Genomic DNA, 16,007 nt, shown 5'->3' with positions numbered 1-16,007 from the left:
TGTCGCCCCCGGCCGGTATTTCACACCCCGAACGACTCGACGAGCGGGCCGCCGACGGCCGCGAGCAGCCAGCCCACCGCCACGACGTAGCCGATGATCAGCACCAGGCCCCGGTTGCGCACGACGGCGCGGCGCAGGCCGTCGCTCACGGGCAGGTGCCGCTCCTGCACCGCGTGCACCACCTGGAACCACAGCAGCGGCCAGAGGATGGTCCACACGACCATGCAGGCGGGGCACAGGCGGACGAGGGCGTAGAAGCTCGTCCACATGAGGAAGAAGATGAGCAGCTGCGCCACCGCGGTCACGGCGAGCAGCGCCAGGTGGTACCACCGCGGCAGCCGCGCGCCCGCCAGGAGCACCACGCCGGTCGTGACCACCACGGGGAAGGCCGCGACGCCCAGGTAGGGGTTCGGGAAGCCGAGCAGCGTGCCCTGCCAGGACATCATCGCGACGCCGCAGTCGAGGAAGACGTTGAAGCTGCAGGTCGTGACCCGGTTCGGGTCCAGCAGCTTGAGGTACTCCTCGATGGCGAGCCACGACGCGGCGCCGAATCCGATCGCGCCCAGCACCGTCAGCAGCGTGCCGTAGGCACGGGACGACAGGCCGCGGGGGCCGGCCGCGAGCGCGGCCTCGGCCGCGTCGTCGTCAGGGGTGTCGTGGGTCTCGTCGCGCACGCTCGGGCTCACGAGCGCGACCGTACCGCACGTTCCTGGGGGCGGCGGACCGACGTCGGGCACGGTGCCGGGCAGGGCGCCGGGCACGGTCCGCGACGCAGGTCAGCCCGCGTGCGCGACCCGCTGACGGCCGAACGCGAGCACCATCGCCAGGCCGACGACCGTGAGCGCGAGTCCGACCCAGGCGGGCGCGAGGTACCCGTACCCGGCGGCGATGACGAGGCCGCCGAAGAACGCGCCGCTCGCGTTGCCGATGTTCAGCGCGGAGTGGCACAGCGCGGCGCCGAGCGACTGGGCCCGGGGCGAGAGGTCCATGAGCCGCGTCTGCATCGCGAGGCCCAGCACCTGCGACGCGACGGCCAGCAGGAACAGGCCCGCCACGGCGGCCACCGGGGACGTCGCGGTCAGGGCGAACACGACGAGGGAGACGGCGGTGGCGACGAACCCGCCCACCACGGTGCGCAGCACGTTCCGGTCCACGAGGCGGCCGCCGAGCAGGGTGCCCACCGTCATGCCGACGCCGAACACCGCGAGCACCCACGGGACGGCGCTCTCGGACAGGCCGGCCACGCGGGTGACCGTGGGTGCCACGTAGGTGTAGACGGCGAACAGCCCGCCGAAGCCGATCGCGCCGGCGGCGAACGAGATCCACAGCGGCCCGTTGCGCAGCGTCGCGAGCTCCTGGCGGACGCTGGAGTCGACCGGCCCGCGCTCGGGGACGAAGCGCCAGATGCCCAGCAGCGTCACGGCCCCGAGGGCCCCGATGACGACGAACGCGGCGCGCCACCCCAGGCTCTGGCCGACGGCGGTGGACAGGGGCACGCCCACGACGTTCGCGACGGTCAGGCCGGTCATCATCATCGCCACCGCGTGCCCGCGCCGCCCGGGCCCGGCCACCGCGGCGCCGACGGCCGCACCGACGCCGAAGAAGGCGCCGTGCGGCAGCCCGGCGAGGAACCGGCCCACGACGAGGGACTCGATGCCCGGTGCCGCCGCCGAGACGACGTTGGCCACGGTGTAGAAGCCCATGAGGCACAGCAGCAGGCGCTTGCGGGACATCCGCGCGGCCGCGACGGTCAGCAGCGGAGCCCCGACCACCACGCCGACCGCGTACGCGGTGATGGCGTGGCCCACTACCGGGTCGCTGACCCCCAGGTCCGCCCCGATCTGGGGCAGCAGGCCCATCGTGGCGAACTCGGTGGTGCCGATGGTGAACCCGCCGACGGCGAGCGCGAACAGCGCCGCCCCGACGTGCTCCGGGCGGGGTCCGCGGGAGGTCGCCTCCCGGGGAACGGTCGTCTGGGTCACGGTGCACTCGCTCTCGGCGGTCGGGCCCGAGCCGGGACACGTCGCGGCTCGAAACGATTCGACGACGTGACACGGGTGAGCCGTGAGCACGTCGTCGGGGAACCGGGTCAGCCTACGCGGGCACGACCCAGATGCGCGAGGCCGCCAGCAGGCCGAGGTCCACGGACACCTCGCGGCCGTCGGCCTCCCACGCGACGCCGACCGTGCCCGCGAACTCGCGGCGCGACGTCAGCCGCACCAGCAGGTCCAGGTCGATGCCCAGGTCCGCCAGGTAGCGCAGCGCCTCCGGGTCGGCGTCCGAGATGCGCGCCACGACTCCCCCGGCGCCCGCCGCGAGGTCGACCAGCGGCACGGCGTCCGGGCGCACCACGCGGCCGTCGGCGAACGGGATCGGGTCGCCGTGCGGGTCCCGCTCCGGGTGGCCGAGGCGCGTCGCGATGCGGTCGACCAGCCGCTCGGACACCGCGTGCTCCAGCACCTCGGCCTCGTCGTGCACCTCGTCCCAGCCGTACCCGAGGTCGCGCACCAGCCACGTCTCCAGCAGCCGGTGGCGCCGCACCATCACCAGCGCGTAGCGGCGGCCCAGCTCGGTCAGCCACACGCCGCCGTACGGCTCGTGACCCAGCAGGCCCTGCGTCGTGAGGCGGCGCACCGTCTCCGAGACCGTCGACGGCCCCACGCCCAGCCGGTCCGCCAGCAGCCCGGTCGTCACCTTCTCGTCGGACCACTCCTGGGCCGACCAGACCGCCTTGAGGTAGTCCTGGGCGACGGGGGTCAGCTCGTCGGGGTCGACGGGGGGGTCTTCGGCACGGGCGGGCAGCGCAGGTTCGGGCACGTCCCGAGCCTATCCGGCGCGTTCCGACGGCGTCCGTCGCCGGCTCGTCCGACGAGCCGGCGACGCACCGCCTCGAGCTCTCCCTGGTCGACGCCCGACCCCGCGAGGTAGGCAGCGGCCCCGGCGTAGCGCTCCTCCAGGTGAGCCAGCGTGCTCAGCATCGTGCGGGCGTCGCAGCCGTCGGTCCGCGCGTAGTCCTCGGCGACGTGCCCGGGCGCGACCCGGGCGACGCTCAGCAGCAGCGCGACGAGGACCCCGGTCCGGTCCCGCCCGGCCTGGCAGTGGACGACCACCGCCCCGGACGGCGCCTCCGCGACGGCCCGGAATGCCGCGCCGATCCGGTGGCGGTGCCGGTCCAGCATCGGCGCGTAGGTGTCCGGCGGAGGCACGTAGTCGAGCACCTCGGCGACCATCGGGACGTGCCGGTAGAGGGGCTCGCCCGCGAACGGGCTCGGGCGTTCCTCGCACTCCGAGCGTCCGCGCAGGTCGACGATGCGGGCGACCCCACCGCCGCGGACGGCGGCAGCCGCCGTCTCCGGGAGGAGGTCGTGGCTGCCGGAACGCACGAGCGCTCCCTCGCGGATGTGGCGACCGTCGGCCGTCGGGAGGCCGCCGAGATCACGGGCGTTGCGGCAGCCGGACCAGTCGAGGGTCACGAGGGCAGCGCGTCGTCCGACGGCGGCACGATCTCGGGCACCGGCTCCCGGTCGCCGATCGTGGCGTCCCCGTCGGGCGTGACGCTCACCACCTGGACGTCCACCATGCGCCGCGCCTCGGGGTCGAAGCGCAGCAGGGTCATCTGCGCGGTGCCGTGCAGCGGACCGACCGTGGGCTGGCTCGGGGCCGCGCCCGCCGTGGAGCCGTTGACGTAACGGATGCCCTGGCCCACCTGCTCGGGCCCGGACCGCTTGTGGGTGTGGCCGGAGACCTGGAACGGCACGCAGCCGGTGTCGAGGGCGTCGAGCCCCACGGCCGGGGTGTGGATCAGCAGCAGGTCCACGCCGCCGTCCTCGCAGGCGGTGGCGGCGAGGTCGGCCGCCTGCTCCTCCGGGGTCCGCTCGCGCGCCACGTTGGTGCCCCCGCCCACGCGGGTCTCCAGGGCGTCGCGGTCGCCGAGGATGCGCACGCCCTTGACCTCGACGACCTTGCCGTCGAGCACCGTCTGCCCTCGCGCGGCCTCCATGTTGGAGGTGAGCTGCGAGTCGTGGTTGCCGTCGGAGACGACCATCGGGACGCCCCGCGGCGGGGCCGTCGCAAACGAGTCGACGCAGACCTTCTCCACCGACGTGCCGTTCATGGTCGTGTCGCCCGCGTTGAGGACGACGTCGACACCCGCGCGCTCCGCGGTGGTGCGGATCAGCGGGGTCATGCCGGTGTTGCAGTGCAGGTCGGAGACGACCAGCAGGGTCACGAGGTCGTCGTCCGACGGCGAGGGCGACGGCGTGGCCGACCCGTCGGGCGGCGCCACCGCCTCATCGGGCGTGCCCGACGGCGACGGCGAGCCGGAGGCGTCCGCCGCGTCGGCGTGGGTGGCGTCCCACGCGTCCCAGGCAGCGACGAGGTCGTCGTCCGCGGCGGCGTAGAACTCCTCGTTCTGCTTGTAGAGGCCCACGAGCTGCCCGCCGTAGGTGTCCACGACGCCGGCCAGCCGGCCGGTGATCGTCGCCCCCTCGAGCGCGGTGCCCGCGAACACCGACGACGCGGGCCGGCCCTGGGTGTCCGGCTGCACCACTCCCCCGGACGCCACGGTCACCACCACGAGGCTCGTCACGGCCACGCCGGCGGTGATCTCCCACGTGCGCGGGGCGAGCCGGGCCGACAGCTCGCGCCGCCGGGCCGCGCCGAGCAGCAGCCGCAGCCCGAAGCCGACGGCCACGACGACGACCATGGCCGCGACGGTGCGCCGCCCGGCGTCCCACAGCAGGGCCCGCGCGACGGTGCTCGCCGTCTCCTGCGGGCTGGAGAAGAACTGCAGGTAGTTCTGGAGGTCGCCGGCGAGCATGTCGAGCGTGCCCGCCTGGTCGACGGCGGACAGGTCCGCCGGGATCTCCTTGACGACGACGTCCAGCCCCAGCCCGAGCGGGAGCGGCGAGTCGATCTCGAGCGTGCCCAGCGGGCCCAGGTCGGCGACGACCAGGCCGTCGGTGTCGACCTCGTACACGGCCTCGTGCGGGCCGAGGCTCAGCTCGGCCTGCGCCGTCGTGACGCCGACGACGACGCAGGCCAGCGCGGCCGCCACGGAGACGAGGGTCCACCGCACCCAGCGCGGCGGCGTGCGCCGTGCCGGAGCGCCGTGCGCGACGGGGGCGTCGTCGTCGGGCCGGCCGGAAGGGGCGGCGGGGCGGGCAGGGGCGTCGGGGCCGGGCTTCTCGTCGTGCTGGTCGCTCATCGCGTCCCACCTTCGCGGAACACGGGCGACGGCGCCACCCTGCTCACCGGGTGGCGCCGTCGTGCCCGCAGGTCAGGACCGCGCGTCGCGCAACGTCGTCAGGGCGATCCCGGCGGCGACGAGCACCGCGACGAAGCCGATCACGGACGTCACGACCACGCCGCTGCCGAACGCCGCGTGCGCGGAGTCGAGCAGGGCCTGCGCCTGCCCGGCGGGCAGGTCGGCCGCGACGCTCGTGGCGCCGCCGAGGGTCTCCGCCGCCGCGCCGGTGTCCGCGGCGGACAGCCCGGCCGGCACCACGACGTTGGCGTGGTACGACCCGGTGAGGATCCCGCCGAGGACGGCGGTGCCCAGCACCGCGCCGACCTCGTACGCCGTCTCGGAGATCGCCGAGGCCGCGCCGGCCTTGGCCGCGGGCACGGTCGAGACGATGAGGTCGTTCGACACGGTCTCGGCCGAGCCGACACCGATCGCGAGGACGACGAACGCGAGGCCGAGCCACCCGGACTCGCCGCGCCCGGCGACGAGCGCCGTGACGAGGTAGCCCACGGCCGACATCGCCAGGCCCGCGGCGACCACGTGCGACGGCCGCACGTGACGCACGACCTTCACCACCGCGAGGCCCGCGACGACCATCGCGACGGTGCCCGGCAGCAGCACCATGCCCGCCTGCACGGGAGACAGCCCGATGACGAGCTGCAGGTCCTGCGAGACGAAGAACAGGAAGCCGACCAGCGAGAACACGGACAGCAGGTTCACCAGCACGCTGCCGGTGAAGGCCGGGACGGCGAACAGTCGCACGTCGAGCATGGGGTCGGGGCGGCGCAGCTGGCGGCGCACGAAGAGCACGCCCATGAGCAGGCCGACGGCGATCGCGGCCAGGCCCAGCGACGGCAGCCCGCCCTTGGCGAGCGTCTTGATGCCGAACACGACCGGCGTCATGGCGGCCATCACGAGGACGATCGAGACCGGGTCGAGGCGCCCCGGGGCGGGGTCGCGCGACTCCGGCACGAAGATCGGCGCGAGCACGAGGAGCAGCGCCAGCACGGGCACCGCGAGGAGGAACACGGAGCCCCACCAGAAGTGCTCGAGCAGCAGGCCGCCGACGATCGGCCCCACGGCCGAGCCCGCGGCGAAGCCGGCCGCCCAGATCGCGATGGCGAGGCGGCGCTCGTCGCGGTCGGTGAACACGTTGCGCAGCAGCGACAGCGTGGACGGCATCAGCATCGCGCCGAAGAAGCCGAGGCCGGCGCGGGCGGCGATCAGCGCGCCCGCGGTGGGCGCGAACGCGGCGACCGCGGACACGGCGGCGAAGCCGACGGCCCCGATCAGGAGCAGCCGGCGGCGGCCGACGCGGTCGGCGACCGACCCCATCGGCACGAGCAGGCCGGCGAGGACGAGGGGGTAGACGTCGACGATCCAGAGCAGCTGCGTGCCGCCGGGGGCCAGGGCCTCCGAGATCTGCGGCAGGGCGAAGCTGAGGACCGTGTTGTCGATCGAGACGAGGAGCACCGGCAGCATCAGCACGGCGAGGGCCGCCCAGCGACGCCCGGCGGTCCGGAGACCGCGGGGGCGCGCGGGGACGGCGGGGCGTCGCGCGGCGGAAGGGGCGCGGTGCGTCGTCACCTGGGTGGAGACCATGAGGTGCCTTTCACACACTGCGGGACGGCCGGGGCGACATGGTGATGCCGAACTTCCGTACCGTCCAGCCGGTACAGTAACACCTCGCCACTAGGCTGTCGACATGCCGCCTCCCCCCGCCGCCCGAGCCAAGGTCCTGCGCGCGTTCGCCGAGCTCCTCGTCGAGTCCGGGGAGCGCTCCGCGACCCTCGAGGCCGTCGCCGAGCGGGCCGGCGTCTCCAAGGGCGGCCTGCTCTACCACTTCCCCTCCAAGGACGCCCTCGTCGACGGCCTCCTCGACCACCTGGGCGTCCTCACGGCCGCCGACGTCGAGGCCATGCGCACCGCGCCCGAGGGCGCGTCCGACTACCTGCTGCGCACGTCGACCGTCATCGGCGGCGAGTTCGAGGTCGTCTACCTCGCGGCCTCGCGCGTGGCGCAGGGCGCGTCCCCCCGCGCCCGCGCCGTCCTCGACGACGCCCAGGCCGCCTGGACCGAGGCCGTGCGCGACGAGCTCGGCGACCCCGTGCTCGCCCGCGCCGTGTCCCTCATGGGCGAGGGCCTGTACGCGCTCGCCTCCGTCGGCGCCAGCGGCCCCTCCGACCACGAGATCGACGAGCTGCTGTCGCTGGTGCGCGAGGTCGCCGCGGCCCGCGGCGCGGGCGCCGGGGCCTGAGCCGGGCTCAGCCCGTCTTCCGCTCCGCCGTCTTCGCCGTCTTCGCCGCCGGCTTCTTCGCCGGGCTCTTCTTCGCTGGGGCCTTCTTGGCGGGAGCCTTCGTCGCGGGCGCCTTCTTCGCGGCCGGCTTCTTCGCCGGCGCCTCGTCCTTCGACGCCTTCGCGCCCTTCGAGCCGGAGACGCTCCGCCGCAGAGCCTCCATGAGGTCGATGACGTCGGCCTCCTCCTTCTCCGGCTGCTCGCCGAACGTCTCGGAGGTGTCGAGCGCCTCGCCCTGCTCGATCTTGGCGTCGATGAGCTGGCGCAGCTGCACCTGGTACTCGTCCTCGTAGTCCTCGGGCGCGAAGTCCGCCTCGTAGCTGGCGACGAGCTGGCCCGACATCGCGAGCTCCTTGTCCGAGACGGTGACCGACCCGTCGAGGGACGGGAACGCCGCCTCGCGCACCTCGTCGGCCCACAGCAGCGTCTGGATGACGAGCACCTCGTCGCGCACCCGCAGCGCCGCGAGCCGCGTGCGCTGGCGCAGCGCGAACTTCACGATCGCCGTGCGGTCCGTCTCCTCCAGCGTGCGGCGCAGCAACACGTACGCCTTCGGGCTGTTCGAGTCCGGCTCCAGGTAGTAGGTGCGGTCCAGCATGATCGGGTCGATCTGGTCGCTCGGCACGAACTCGACCACCTCGATCTCGCGGTTCGCCTCCGCCGGCAGCGCCCCGAGGTCCTGCTTGGTCAGCACCACCGTGCGCTCGCCGTCGTCGTAGGCGCGGTCGATGTGCTGGTACGCCACCTCCTCGCCGTCCAGCTCGCACACGCGCCGGTAGCGGATGCGTCCGCCGTCCGCGTCGTGCACCTGGTGCAGCGGCACGTCGTGGTCCTCGGTCGCGCTGTACAGCTTGACCGGCACGTTGACCAGGCCGAAGGTGACAGCGCCCTTCCAGATCGCCCTCATGTGACCATCGTCACGCGAGCCGGCAGACCCCGCCAGCGTGCGCCGGCGCCGGCCGGGCGCCTGTCGGGCGCCTGTCGGAGGCGGTGCCTACCGTCACGGCATGGACACCGCCACGACGCGCGACGTCGCGCACGCCTACGTCGGGACGCTCGAGCGCCGTGACTGGGCGGCCTTCGGCGCGCTCCTCGACCCCGACGTCGTCTACGAGATGCCGCAGAGCCGCGAGCGCATCCGCGGCCGCGACGCGTACCTCCGCTTCAACCAGGAGTACCCGGGCGACTGGCACCTGTCGGTGCGGCACGTCGTCGCGGACGGCGCCCGCGCCGCCCTGTGGCTCGACGCGCGCGTGGGCGACGAGCCGATGATCGCGAACGTCTGGCTCGACGTCTCCGACGACGGCCTGGTCCGGCGCGTCACCGACGTCTGGCCCGAGCCGTTCGAGCCGCCCGCCGGGCGCGAGCACCTGGTCGAGCGGTACGACGCGGACTGACCGGCCGGGCCGACCGCCCGGCGTCAGCCGACGAGGCCGAGCACCCCCACGACGCCGACCAGCACGGCGAGCAGCATCGACACGCCCACCAGCACGGCGTGCACGGTGAAGAAGCGGGTGGGGCGGCCGGCCTCGTCGCGGGCCCGCGGGTCCTTGGTCACCCGCCGCCAGAACGAGGGCCACACCATGAGGTTCCACACGGCGGCGACGAGCAGGACGACGGACCAGACGACGGGGATCTCCACGCCGTCGAGTATCCCCCGGCCGCCGCTCAGCCCAGGCGGCCGGTCTGGAGCGCCAGGAGCACCGCGCGGGTGCGGTCCTTGGCGCCGAGCTTGAGCAGCACCGCCGAGACGTGGTTCTTCACGGTGCCCTCCGCGAGGTAGAGGGCGCGGGCGATCTGCCGGTTGGACCAGCCCTGGGCCATGAGGCGCAGCACCTCCAGCTCGCGCTCGGTGAGGTCGGCCCGCGCCGCGTCGTGCAGCGCCGGACCGGAGCGGACGGCGCGCAGGAGCCGCGCGGTCACGGCGGGCTGCACGAGCGTGGCGCCCGCGGCCAGGGTGCGCACCGCGTCCGCGAGCTGCTCCAGGGTCACGTCCTTGAGCAGGTAGCCGCGCGCCCCCGCCCGCAGCGCCCGCAGCACGAGCTCGTCGTCGTCGAAGGTCGTGAGGACCAGGACCGCGACGTCGCGCCCCTCGGCCTGCAGCGTCTCGAGCGCCCAGATCCCGTCACGGCCGGGCATGCGGAGGTCGAGCAGCAGCACGTCGGGGTCGTGCTCGCGCACCGCGTCCACCGCCGCGGCGCCGTCGTCCGCCTCCGCCACGACGTCCATGCCGCCCGCGATCTCGAGCAGGCTGCGGATGCCGTGCCGCACCAGCGTCTGGTCGTCGGCCAGCACGAGGCGCACGCGGTCCGCCGCGGCCGTCACGACGCCGCCCGCCCGGCGAGCCGCGCCTCGACGGTGAACCCGGCGGACGCGTCGAAGGTGGCGCCGCCCCCCAGCGCCTCGGCGCGCTCGACGATCCCGGACAGCCCGTGGCCCAGCCGCACCGGCCCGGACGCGAGGCCGTCGTCGCGCGCCACCAGCGTCAGCGCGCCGTCGTCGTCCGTGGCCACCTCGATCCGCAGCACCGTGGCCATCTCGGCGTGCCGCACCGCGTTGGTCACGACCTCCTGGGTGACGCGCACCAGGGCGGCCGTCTGCTCCTCGTCGGCCACGACGTCCGGCGCGACGTGGACCTCCACGCGCGGGGCGGGGACGGCGGCGGCCACCGCGCCGAGGGCCTCGCGCAGGTCGGGGGCGCGGCGGCGCAGCTCGCCGACCGTGGCACGGACGTCGCCGAGCAGCTCGCGCGCCACCGTCCGGGCGCGCTCGACGTGCTCGGCCGCGCGGTCGCCCGGCAGGTGGGCGGCGGACTCGAGCTCGAGCGTGAGCACCGTGAGCTGGTGGCCGATGAGGTCGTGCAGCTCGCGCGAGATGCGCAGCCGCTCGGACGCACGGGTCGCCTCCTGGTCCAGCACCGCCGCCGCCGCGAGCTCGGCGTGCGCGACCGTCAGCTCGGTGCGCATCCGCTGCTCGCGCTGCAGCGCGACGCTCACGGCCGCGCTCGCCACCTGCAGCAGCAGGTACAGGCCGAGGGACAGCGCCACCTCGAAGCCGTGCGCCGGGCCCGGCGCGAGCAGGAACGCGACGAGCAGGGCCACGGTGTTGACCGCGATCACCGCCGCGGTCACGCGGGTGGGGCCCACGTAGGTGCTCAGCGCCGCGCCGAAGACGAGCAGGATGGGCAGCCAACCGATGCCGGGCACCGTCACGACGAGTGCCGCCGTCAGCAGGATCTGCGCCGCGAGCGCCAGGTACGCGGCCCCGGTGCGCGGCGGCCGCACGACGGTGACGACCGTCGTGGCGAGCCAGGCGACCGCGAGCGCCACCCACACCGCGAGGGGCACGAGCATGCGGTCCGGCCCGGCCACGAAGGGCACGGGCACGACGATCGCCAGGCAGACGACCAGGATCGTCAGCCCGGACGTCTCCTCGGGTCCCAGCCGGCGCACGGCACCACGCTAACCGGCCCGGGCGCCGCGGGGACCGTGCCGATGGTCATGGGTGCGGGTCGTGACGGGCGGCACGCGCGACGGCGCCCGGCCCGTCCGTAGCGTCGCCGCCATGACCGCACTCGTGGCGCAGCACCTGCGCAAGACGTACCGCACCCGGGGGCGCGGCCGCCCACCGGTGGTCGCGCTCGACGACGTGAGCCTCTCGGTGGCGCCGGGCGAGGTGGCGGGGGTGCTGGGCCGCAACGGGGCCGGGAAGTCCACCGCCGTGCAGCTCCTCGCCGGCGCCCGCGCACCGGACGGCGGCCGCGCGCGGGTGCTGGGGCTCGACCCGCGCGCCGACCGGCGGCGGGTGCGCGCCGTGCTCGGCGTGCAGCTGCAGGGCGCGGACCTGCACGGCGCGCTGACGGTGCGCGAGCTGGTCCACCTGTACCGGTCGTTCTACGCGCGCGGCGTCGACCCGGACCGGCTCGTGGAGCGGGTCGGCCTGGGGGCGTCCCGGGACACCCGCTTCGAGAAGCTGTCGGGCGGCCAGCAGCAGCGGGTGTCGATCGCCCTCGCCCTCGTGGGCGCGCCGCGCGTCGTCATCCTCGACGAGCTCACCACCGGGCTCGACCCCGAGGCCCGGCGCAGCATGTGGGCGCTGGTGGAGGACCTGCGCGCCGACGGCGTGACCGTGCTGCTCGTCAGCCACCTCATGGAGGAGGTGGAGCGGCTGTGCGACCACGTGACGATCCTCGACGCCGGCCGCGTCGTCGCGCGGGGGACGCCTGCCCAGCTCGTCGACCGGGCGGGGCTGCGCCCCACCGTGACGCTGCGCACCGACGACCCGGCCGCCGCCGACCTGCTGGCCCGGCTGCCCGCCGTCGGGCGCGTCGACGCGGCGGGCCCAAGGCTCACCGTCACCGGCGCCGACCCCGCGCCCGGGGCGAGCGGCACGGCCCTCCCCCGGCACGGCGACCTGCTGCACGAGGTCGGCGCGGCGCTGGCCGCCGCGGGAGTCGTCGCCACCGAGACCCGGCTGCGGCGTCCCACGCTGGACGACGCGTTCCTCACCCTCACCGGCAGCGCCCTGGAGGCACCATGACCGCCCACCGCACGATGCGCGACAGCGCGACCCGCGACGACCTGCCGCGGGTGCTGGAGCTGCCGGAACCGGGCGTGCCCCCGCGCGTGGCGCGGCCGGGCGCGGGCGCCTGGCTGGCCCTCACCGTCGCCGAGGCGCGGATGGTGGCCCGCGACACCGCGGGCCTCGTGATCCCGCTCGGCATGCCGCTGCTCGTCCTCGTGATGAACGGCCTGGCGCCGGGCCTGGACCAGGTGGTCCCCGGCACCGGGGGGCGCACCGCGCTCGACGTCTACGTGCTGCCCCTGACGCTGACGATGGTGGTCGCGACGGTCGGGGTGATCAACATGCCGAGCTTCCTCGCGACCTACCGGCGCACCGGGGTGCTGCGGCGCCTGGGCGTCACCCCCGCGTCGCCGGCGATGGTGCTCGGCGCGCAGGCGTTCGTCGGCGTGGCGCAGATCCTGGTCGGCGTCGCCCTGGCGCTCGGCGTCGCGTTCGCGTGGAGGGGCGCGTCCCCACCGGCCGACCCGGGAGCGGCGGCGGGAGTGCTGGCGCTGACCATCACCGCGATGTACGCGGTGGGGATGCTCGTGGCGGCCGTCGCGCCGACGCCGGGGTCGGCCGTGGCGATCGGCCTCGTCGCGTTCTTCGGGCTCGCCGCGCTCGGCGGGATGTTCGGCCCGCGCGAGAACCTGCCGGAGTCGCTCGCCGCGCTGGGCGGCTGGCTGCCGTTCGGCGCCGCCGTCGACGGCCTCGGGGCGGCGTGGGCCGGGGTCGCGGTGCCGGCGTCCGCCCTGGTCGGCCTGGGCACGAGCACCGTCCTGGCCGGCGGCGCGGCGGCGCTGTGGTTCCGGTGGGAGTGACGCACCCCGACCCGGGCGGGGTGCGCCTCAGGGAGACGTCGGTCAGAGGCCGACGGCGTCCAGCTTCGCGCTGAGCTCGGCGTCCGTGGGCTCGACGAAGAACTCGCCGTCGGGGAACACCACGACGGGGATGTTCTTGCGGCCGCTGATCGCCTCGGCGTCGTCGGCGCGCGTCGGGTCGACCACGAGGTCCACGTTCACGTACTCCACGCCGCGGGTGTCGAGCACGCGCTTGGCGCGGCGGCAGTCGCCGCACCACTGCGCCCCGTACATCGTGAGGGTCTGGGGGCGCTTGATGTCGTCGGTCATGCGCAGCACCATACCCCCCGAGGGTTAGTGCACCGAGAATCCGCCGTCGACGTGGATCGACTGCCCCGTGACGTAGGCGGAGGCGCCGCTCGCCAGGAAGACGGCCGCGCCCGCGAAGTCCTCCGCCAGGCCGTTGCGCCCCACCATCGTGCGCGCCGCGAGCGCCTCGACCCGCGCCGGGTCCGACTGCAGCCGCGCGTTCAGGGGCGTGAGGACGAAGCCGGGCACCAGGGTGTTCGCCGTGACGCCGCGGCCCGACCAGGCCTCGGCCTGCGAGCGCGCCAGGGACTCCAGCCCGCCCTTGGACACCCCGTACACGCCGGACTGGACGAACGCGCGGTGCGCCTGCTGGGACGACACGTGGATCAGCCGCCCGAAACCGCGCTCGGCCATCCCGGGCCCGAACCGCTGGCCCAGCAGGTGCGGCGCCTCGAGGTTCACCGCCATCGTCGCGTCCCAGGTGGCGTCGTCCGTCTCCCCCAGCGGGGGGCGCAGGTTGATGCCCGCGGAGCTGACCACGACGTCCGGCTCGCCGAAGACGGCGGCGGCCTCCTCGGCCGCGGCGCGCACACCCGCGCGCGTGCCCAGGTCGGCGCTGACGCGGTCGGCGGTGCACCCGTCGGCGCGCAGCTCGGCGACCGTGTCGTCCAGCTCGGCCTCCCTCCGTGCCACGACCACGACGCGTGCGCCCGCCCGCGCCAGTGCGCCGGCGATCGCCCGGCCGATGCCGGAGCTGCCTCCGGTCACCAGCGCGACGCGGCCGTCGAGGGCGAACAGGGAGGACAGGTACGCGTCGGTCACGCGGACACTCTGCCATCCCGCGGCCCCCGGGCCGGCCCGCGCCGAGCCTCAGGCCTCCGCCGCGGCCGACACCCACAGGAGCCACGCGAGCTCGACCCGGTTGCGCACGCCCGCACGGTCGATCGCCGCGCTCACGTAGGCCTTGACCGTGGACTCGGCCAGGTGGAGCCGCCGGGCGATCTCGGCGTTGGTGGCGCCCTCCGCCAGCGCCGCGACGACCTCACGTTCACGCGGCGTCAGGGCGTCGAGCCGTCGTGCGGCGTCCGCACCGGCCTGGCGCCTGGCACGGCCCCGCCTGAGCTCGGCGGCCGCCGTGTGCGCGACGCCGGGCGAGAGGTAGGTCTCCGCGTCGGACCGCCCGTGGACCGCACGCAGCAGCTCGTGGGGGTCGCCCGACTTGAGGAGGAACCCGTCCACGCCCAGATCGATGGCGGCGCGGACGTACTCGGACTCCCCGAAGCTGGTCAGGATGAGCACCCGGGGGGCGTCCGGTCGGGCCCGGAGCCGGCGGAGGGTGGCGATGCCGTCCAGGACCGGCATGCGCACGTCCAGGACGACGACCTCCGTGGCCCAGCGGTCGAGCAGCGCCAGCGCCTCCCGGCCGTCGCCCGCCTCGCCGACGACGGAGAGGCTCGGGTCGCTGGCCAGGATCTCGCGCAGGGTCTGGCGGACCCGGGGGTCGTCGTCGACGATGGCGACCCGGACGGGGCGGGCGCCGGCAGCAGCGGTCGTCGCAGGAGCCACAGGTGTCACAGGAGAGGCATCTCCCTCAGGTCGGTCACCCGCACGACGATCCCGTCCTCCGTGCACACCTCGAGCGTGGCCATCGCGAGCGGCACGTTGCCGTCCGTGTACTGCCGGCACTCCCAGCCGGGTCCGGGTCCCGGCGCGCGGGCGAGCCGGACCGGCGCCTCGCGGCCGGGCAGGAGCTCCGCCGCGTCGGCCGCGCGCATGCCGACCCGGAGGGCGGCCGCGTCCACCGGTTCGACGGTGGCGTCGTGCGACGCCCACGCCCAGTAGCCGGCCCCGCCCAGCAGCACCAGGACCGCGGGGAGCACGAGCGGCCCGACGAGCGCCGCGAACGGCAGGCGTGCGCGGGAGCGGGCACGGGAGGCCTCGGGAGCCCGCCCTCGAGGGGCCTCGGGCTCCTGCTCGAGCACGGCCCGCGCCGGCAGCCGCGCGACGACCCGGTGCCCGTCCGCGCACGTGGCCGCCTGCCAGGTTCCCCCGATCGCCTCGACCCGGCGGCGCAGGGAGTCGAGGCCACGGCCCTCCCGCTCGTCGCGGTCGACGGCGGGCGCGGGCCCGCCGGAGCCGTGCGTCCGGACCTCGAGGGTCACCATGTCGTCCGCGCGCCGGACCACGACGGTCACCGCGTCGCCGGGTGCGTGCCGGGCAGCGTTCGTCAGGGCCTCCCGCACCACCCGGTGCGCGGTGACGCGCGTCGGCACCGAGGCCCGGGTGAGCACGTCCGGGTCGCCGACGAGTCGCACGTCAGCGCCCGCGCGGCGGAACCGCTCGACCACCGCGGCGACGTCGGCGTCGGCCGGGTCGCTCCAGGGCGTGCGGTGCAGCGTGGCCACCGTCTCGTGCAGCATCACGACGGCGCGCTCCGCGTCGCTGCGCACCTGGCCGGCGAGCACCGCCTCGTCGCCGGTGGTGCGGAGCTGCAGCAGGGCGGCCCGCATCCCGATCACGCTCAGCTCGTGGCCGACCAGGTCGTGCACCTCGTCGGCGAGCTGCCGGCGTTCGGCGACCTGGCGCGCCGACTCCTGCTCGCGCCGGTACCGGTCGCGGAGGTCGCGGTAGCGGACCACACCGTACAGACCGACCCCGCCGACCAGCAGGGCGAGCTCGCCGAACGCGAGCAGGATCCAGCTCCGGGACTGCCAGGCCAACGCGCCCACGACCACCTGTGCCGCGACCAGGAGCACCGGCAGCCAGCGTGCTGCACCCGAGCGAGCCATGGGGA

The 16,007-nt window shown here is 75.4% G+C and carries 18 protein-coding genes; 4 read left to right on the top strand and 14 right to left on the bottom strand.

What is annotated here, in order from left to right; genetic code table 11:
* Nucleotides 1-20: 20 nt before the first annotated feature.
* The 6 genes from ACFU5J_RS08500 to ACFU5J_RS08475 all read right to left on the bottom strand — a co-directional run bounded on the left by ACFU5J_RS08500 (nucleotide 21) and on the right by ACFU5J_RS08475 (nucleotide 6,847).
* Nucleotides 21-686, bottom strand: a complete 666-nt coding sequence (locus ACFU5J_RS08500) for a vitamin K epoxide reductase family protein (protein ID WP_430578444.1) — start codon at nucleotides 684-686, stop codon at nucleotides 21-23.
* A gap of 90 nt (nucleotides 687-776) precedes the next feature.
* Entirely contained in the window at nucleotides 777-1,982 is a 1,206-nt protein-coding gene (locus ACFU5J_RS08495) for an MFS transporter (protein WP_430578443.1), read from the bottom strand.
* A 112-nt stretch (nucleotides 1,983-2,094) separates the two neighbouring features.
* Nucleotides 2,095-2,817 carry a metal-dependent transcriptional regulator gene (locus tag ACFU5J_RS08490; RefSeq protein WP_430578442.1) on the bottom strand — a complete coding sequence of 241 codons (723 nt, stop codon included), beginning with the start codon at nucleotides 2,815-2,817 and terminating at the stop codon, nucleotides 2,095-2,097.
* On the bottom strand, nucleotides 2,757-3,473 hold the full coding sequence (locus ACFU5J_RS08485) for a tyrosine-protein phosphatase (RefSeq protein WP_430578441.1): 717 nt from the start codon (nucleotides 3,471-3,473) through the stop codon (nucleotides 2,757-2,759). Before ACFU5J_RS08485 ends, ACFU5J_RS08490 begins: the two co-directional genes overlap by 61 nt.
* Entirely contained in the window at nucleotides 3,470-5,206 is a 1,737-nt protein-coding gene (locus ACFU5J_RS08480; RefSeq protein ID WP_430578440.1) for a metallophosphoesterase family protein, read from the bottom strand. Before ACFU5J_RS08480 ends, ACFU5J_RS08485 begins: the two co-directional genes overlap by 4 nt.
* Nucleotides 5,207-5,278: 72 nt before the next feature.
* Entirely contained in the window at nucleotides 5,279-6,847 is a 1,569-nt protein-coding gene (locus ACFU5J_RS08475) for an MFS transporter (RefSeq protein ID WP_430576176.1), read from the bottom strand.
* 103 nt (nucleotides 6,848-6,950) lie between these two features.
* Here ACFU5J_RS08475 and ACFU5J_RS08470 point away from each other — a divergent pair, with 103 nt between their 5' ends.
* Entirely contained in the window at nucleotides 6,951-7,502 is a 552-nt protein-coding gene (locus ACFU5J_RS08470; protein ID WP_430576177.1) for a TetR/AcrR family transcriptional regulator, read from the top strand.
* Nucleotides 7,503-7,509: 7 nt separating this feature from the next.
* Here ACFU5J_RS08470 and ACFU5J_RS08465 read toward each other — a convergent pair whose 3' ends face one another.
* The gene (locus ACFU5J_RS08465) at nucleotides 7,510-8,448 is read right to left on the bottom strand and encodes a Ku protein (RefSeq protein ID WP_430578439.1); all 939 of its coding nucleotides are present in this window, start codon (nucleotides 8,446-8,448) and stop codon (nucleotides 7,510-7,512) included.
* 100 nt (nucleotides 8,449-8,548) lie between these two features.
* Here ACFU5J_RS08465 and ACFU5J_RS08460 point away from each other — a divergent pair, with 100 nt between their 5' ends.
* Entirely contained in the window at nucleotides 8,549-8,938 is a 390-nt protein-coding gene (locus ACFU5J_RS08460) for a nuclear transport factor 2 family protein (protein WP_430578438.1), read from the top strand.
* A 23-nt stretch (nucleotides 8,939-8,961) separates the two neighbouring features.
* On the opposite strand, the gene ACFU5J_RS08455 is transcribed toward ACFU5J_RS08460, so the two are convergent.
* The 3 genes from ACFU5J_RS08455 to ACFU5J_RS08445 are packed head-to-tail and all read right to left on the bottom strand — an operon-like array spanning nucleotide 8,962 to nucleotide 10,993.
* Nucleotides 8,962-9,183, bottom strand: a complete 222-nt coding sequence (locus ACFU5J_RS08455; protein ID WP_430576180.1) for an SCO4848 family membrane protein — start codon at nucleotides 9,181-9,183, stop codon at nucleotides 8,962-8,964.
* A gap of 26 nt (nucleotides 9,184-9,209) precedes the next feature.
* Entirely contained in the window at nucleotides 9,210-9,866 is a 657-nt protein-coding gene (locus ACFU5J_RS08450) for a response regulator (RefSeq protein WP_430576181.1), read from the bottom strand.
* Nucleotides 9,863-10,993 (bottom strand): sensor histidine kinase, encoded by a 1,131-nt coding sequence (locus ACFU5J_RS08445; protein ID WP_430576182.1) that lies wholly within the window; start codon nucleotides 10,991-10,993, stop codon nucleotides 9,863-9,865. The genes ACFU5J_RS08450 and ACFU5J_RS08445 overlap by 4 nt, the downstream gene beginning before the upstream one ends.
* A gap of 112 nt (nucleotides 10,994-11,105) precedes the next feature.
* Here ACFU5J_RS08445 and ACFU5J_RS08440 point away from each other — a divergent pair, with 112 nt between their 5' ends.
* A complete protein-coding gene (locus ACFU5J_RS08440; RefSeq protein ID WP_430578437.1) occupies nucleotides 11,106-12,080 on the top strand; it encodes an ABC transporter ATP-binding protein in 975 nt (324 codons plus the stop codon).
* A complete protein-coding gene (locus tag ACFU5J_RS08435) occupies nucleotides 12,077-12,925 on the top strand; it encodes an ABC transporter permease (protein WP_430578436.1) in 849 nt (282 codons plus the stop codon). The genes ACFU5J_RS08440 and ACFU5J_RS08435 overlap by 4 nt, the downstream gene beginning before the upstream one ends.
* 42 nt (nucleotides 12,926-12,967) lie before the next feature.
* On the opposite strand, the gene ACFU5J_RS08430 is transcribed toward ACFU5J_RS08435, so the two are convergent.
* Genes ACFU5J_RS08430 through ACFU5J_RS08415 form a run of 4 tightly spaced genes read right to left on the bottom strand, consistent with a single transcriptional unit; the run spans nucleotide 12,968 to nucleotide 16,002 of the window.
* On the bottom strand, nucleotides 12,968-13,234 hold the full coding sequence (locus tag ACFU5J_RS08430) for a glutaredoxin family protein (RefSeq protein WP_430576185.1): 267 nt from the start codon (nucleotides 13,232-13,234) through the stop codon (nucleotides 12,968-12,970).
* Nucleotides 13,235-13,258: 24 nt separating this feature from the next.
* Nucleotides 13,259-14,035: an SDR family NAD(P)-dependent oxidoreductase gene (locus ACFU5J_RS08425; protein ID WP_430578435.1), complete on the bottom strand. Its 777-nt coding sequence runs from the start codon at nucleotides 14,033-14,035 to the stop codon at nucleotides 13,259-13,261.
* A gap of 48 nt (nucleotides 14,036-14,083) precedes the next feature.
* The gene (locus tag ACFU5J_RS08420) at nucleotides 14,084-14,779 is read right to left on the bottom strand and encodes a response regulator (RefSeq protein WP_430578434.1); all 696 of its coding nucleotides are present in this window, start codon (nucleotides 14,777-14,779) and stop codon (nucleotides 14,084-14,086) included.
* Nucleotides 14,780-14,784: 5 nt separating this feature from the next.
* Complete coding sequence (locus ACFU5J_RS08415) at nucleotides 14,785-16,002, bottom strand: sensor histidine kinase (RefSeq protein WP_430578433.1); 1,218 nt, start codon at nucleotides 16,000-16,002, stop codon at nucleotides 14,785-14,787.
* Nucleotides 16,003-16,007 lie beyond the last annotated feature (5 nt).

The sequence above is a fragment of the Isoptericola sp. NPDC057559 genome, from assembly GCF_042801555.1.
GTDB lineage: Bacteria > Actinomycetota > Actinomycetes > Actinomycetales > Cellulomonadaceae > Isoptericola.
This window is presented reverse-complemented; position numbering and strand designations above follow the sequence as displayed.

Coding starts and splice junctions, on each gene's coding strand:
- ACFU5J_RS08415 (WP_430578433.1), bottom strand. CDS start 16,002: ATGGCTCGCTCGGGTGCAGCACGCTGGCTGCCGGTGCTCCTGGTCGCG.
- ACFU5J_RS08465 (WP_430578439.1), bottom strand. CDS start 8,448: ATGAGGGCGATCTGGAAGGGCGCTGTCACCTTCGGCCTGGTCAACGTG.
- ACFU5J_RS08440 (WP_430578437.1), top strand. CDS start 11,106: ATGACCGCACTCGTGGCGCAGCACCTGCGCAAGACGTACCGCACCCGG.
- ACFU5J_RS08460 (WP_430578438.1), top strand. CDS start 8,549: ATGGACACCGCCACGACGCGCGACGTCGCGCACGCCTACGTCGGGACG.
- ACFU5J_RS08430 (WP_430576185.1), bottom strand. CDS start 13,234: ATGACCGACGACATCAAGCGCCCCCAGACCCTCACGATGTACGGGGCG.
- ACFU5J_RS08475 (WP_430576176.1), bottom strand. CDS start 6,847: ATGGTCTCCACCCAGGTGACGACGCACCGCGCCCCTTCCGCCGCGCGA.
- ACFU5J_RS08480 (WP_430578440.1), bottom strand. CDS start 5,206: ATGAGCGACCAGCACGACGAGAAGCCCGGCCCCGACGCCCCTGCCCGC.
- ACFU5J_RS08470 (WP_430576177.1), top strand. CDS start 6,951: ATGCCGCCTCCCCCCGCCGCCCGAGCCAAGGTCCTGCGCGCGTTCGCC.
- ACFU5J_RS08435 (WP_430578436.1), top strand. CDS start 12,077: ATGACCGCCCACCGCACGATGCGCGACAGCGCGACCCGCGACGACCTG.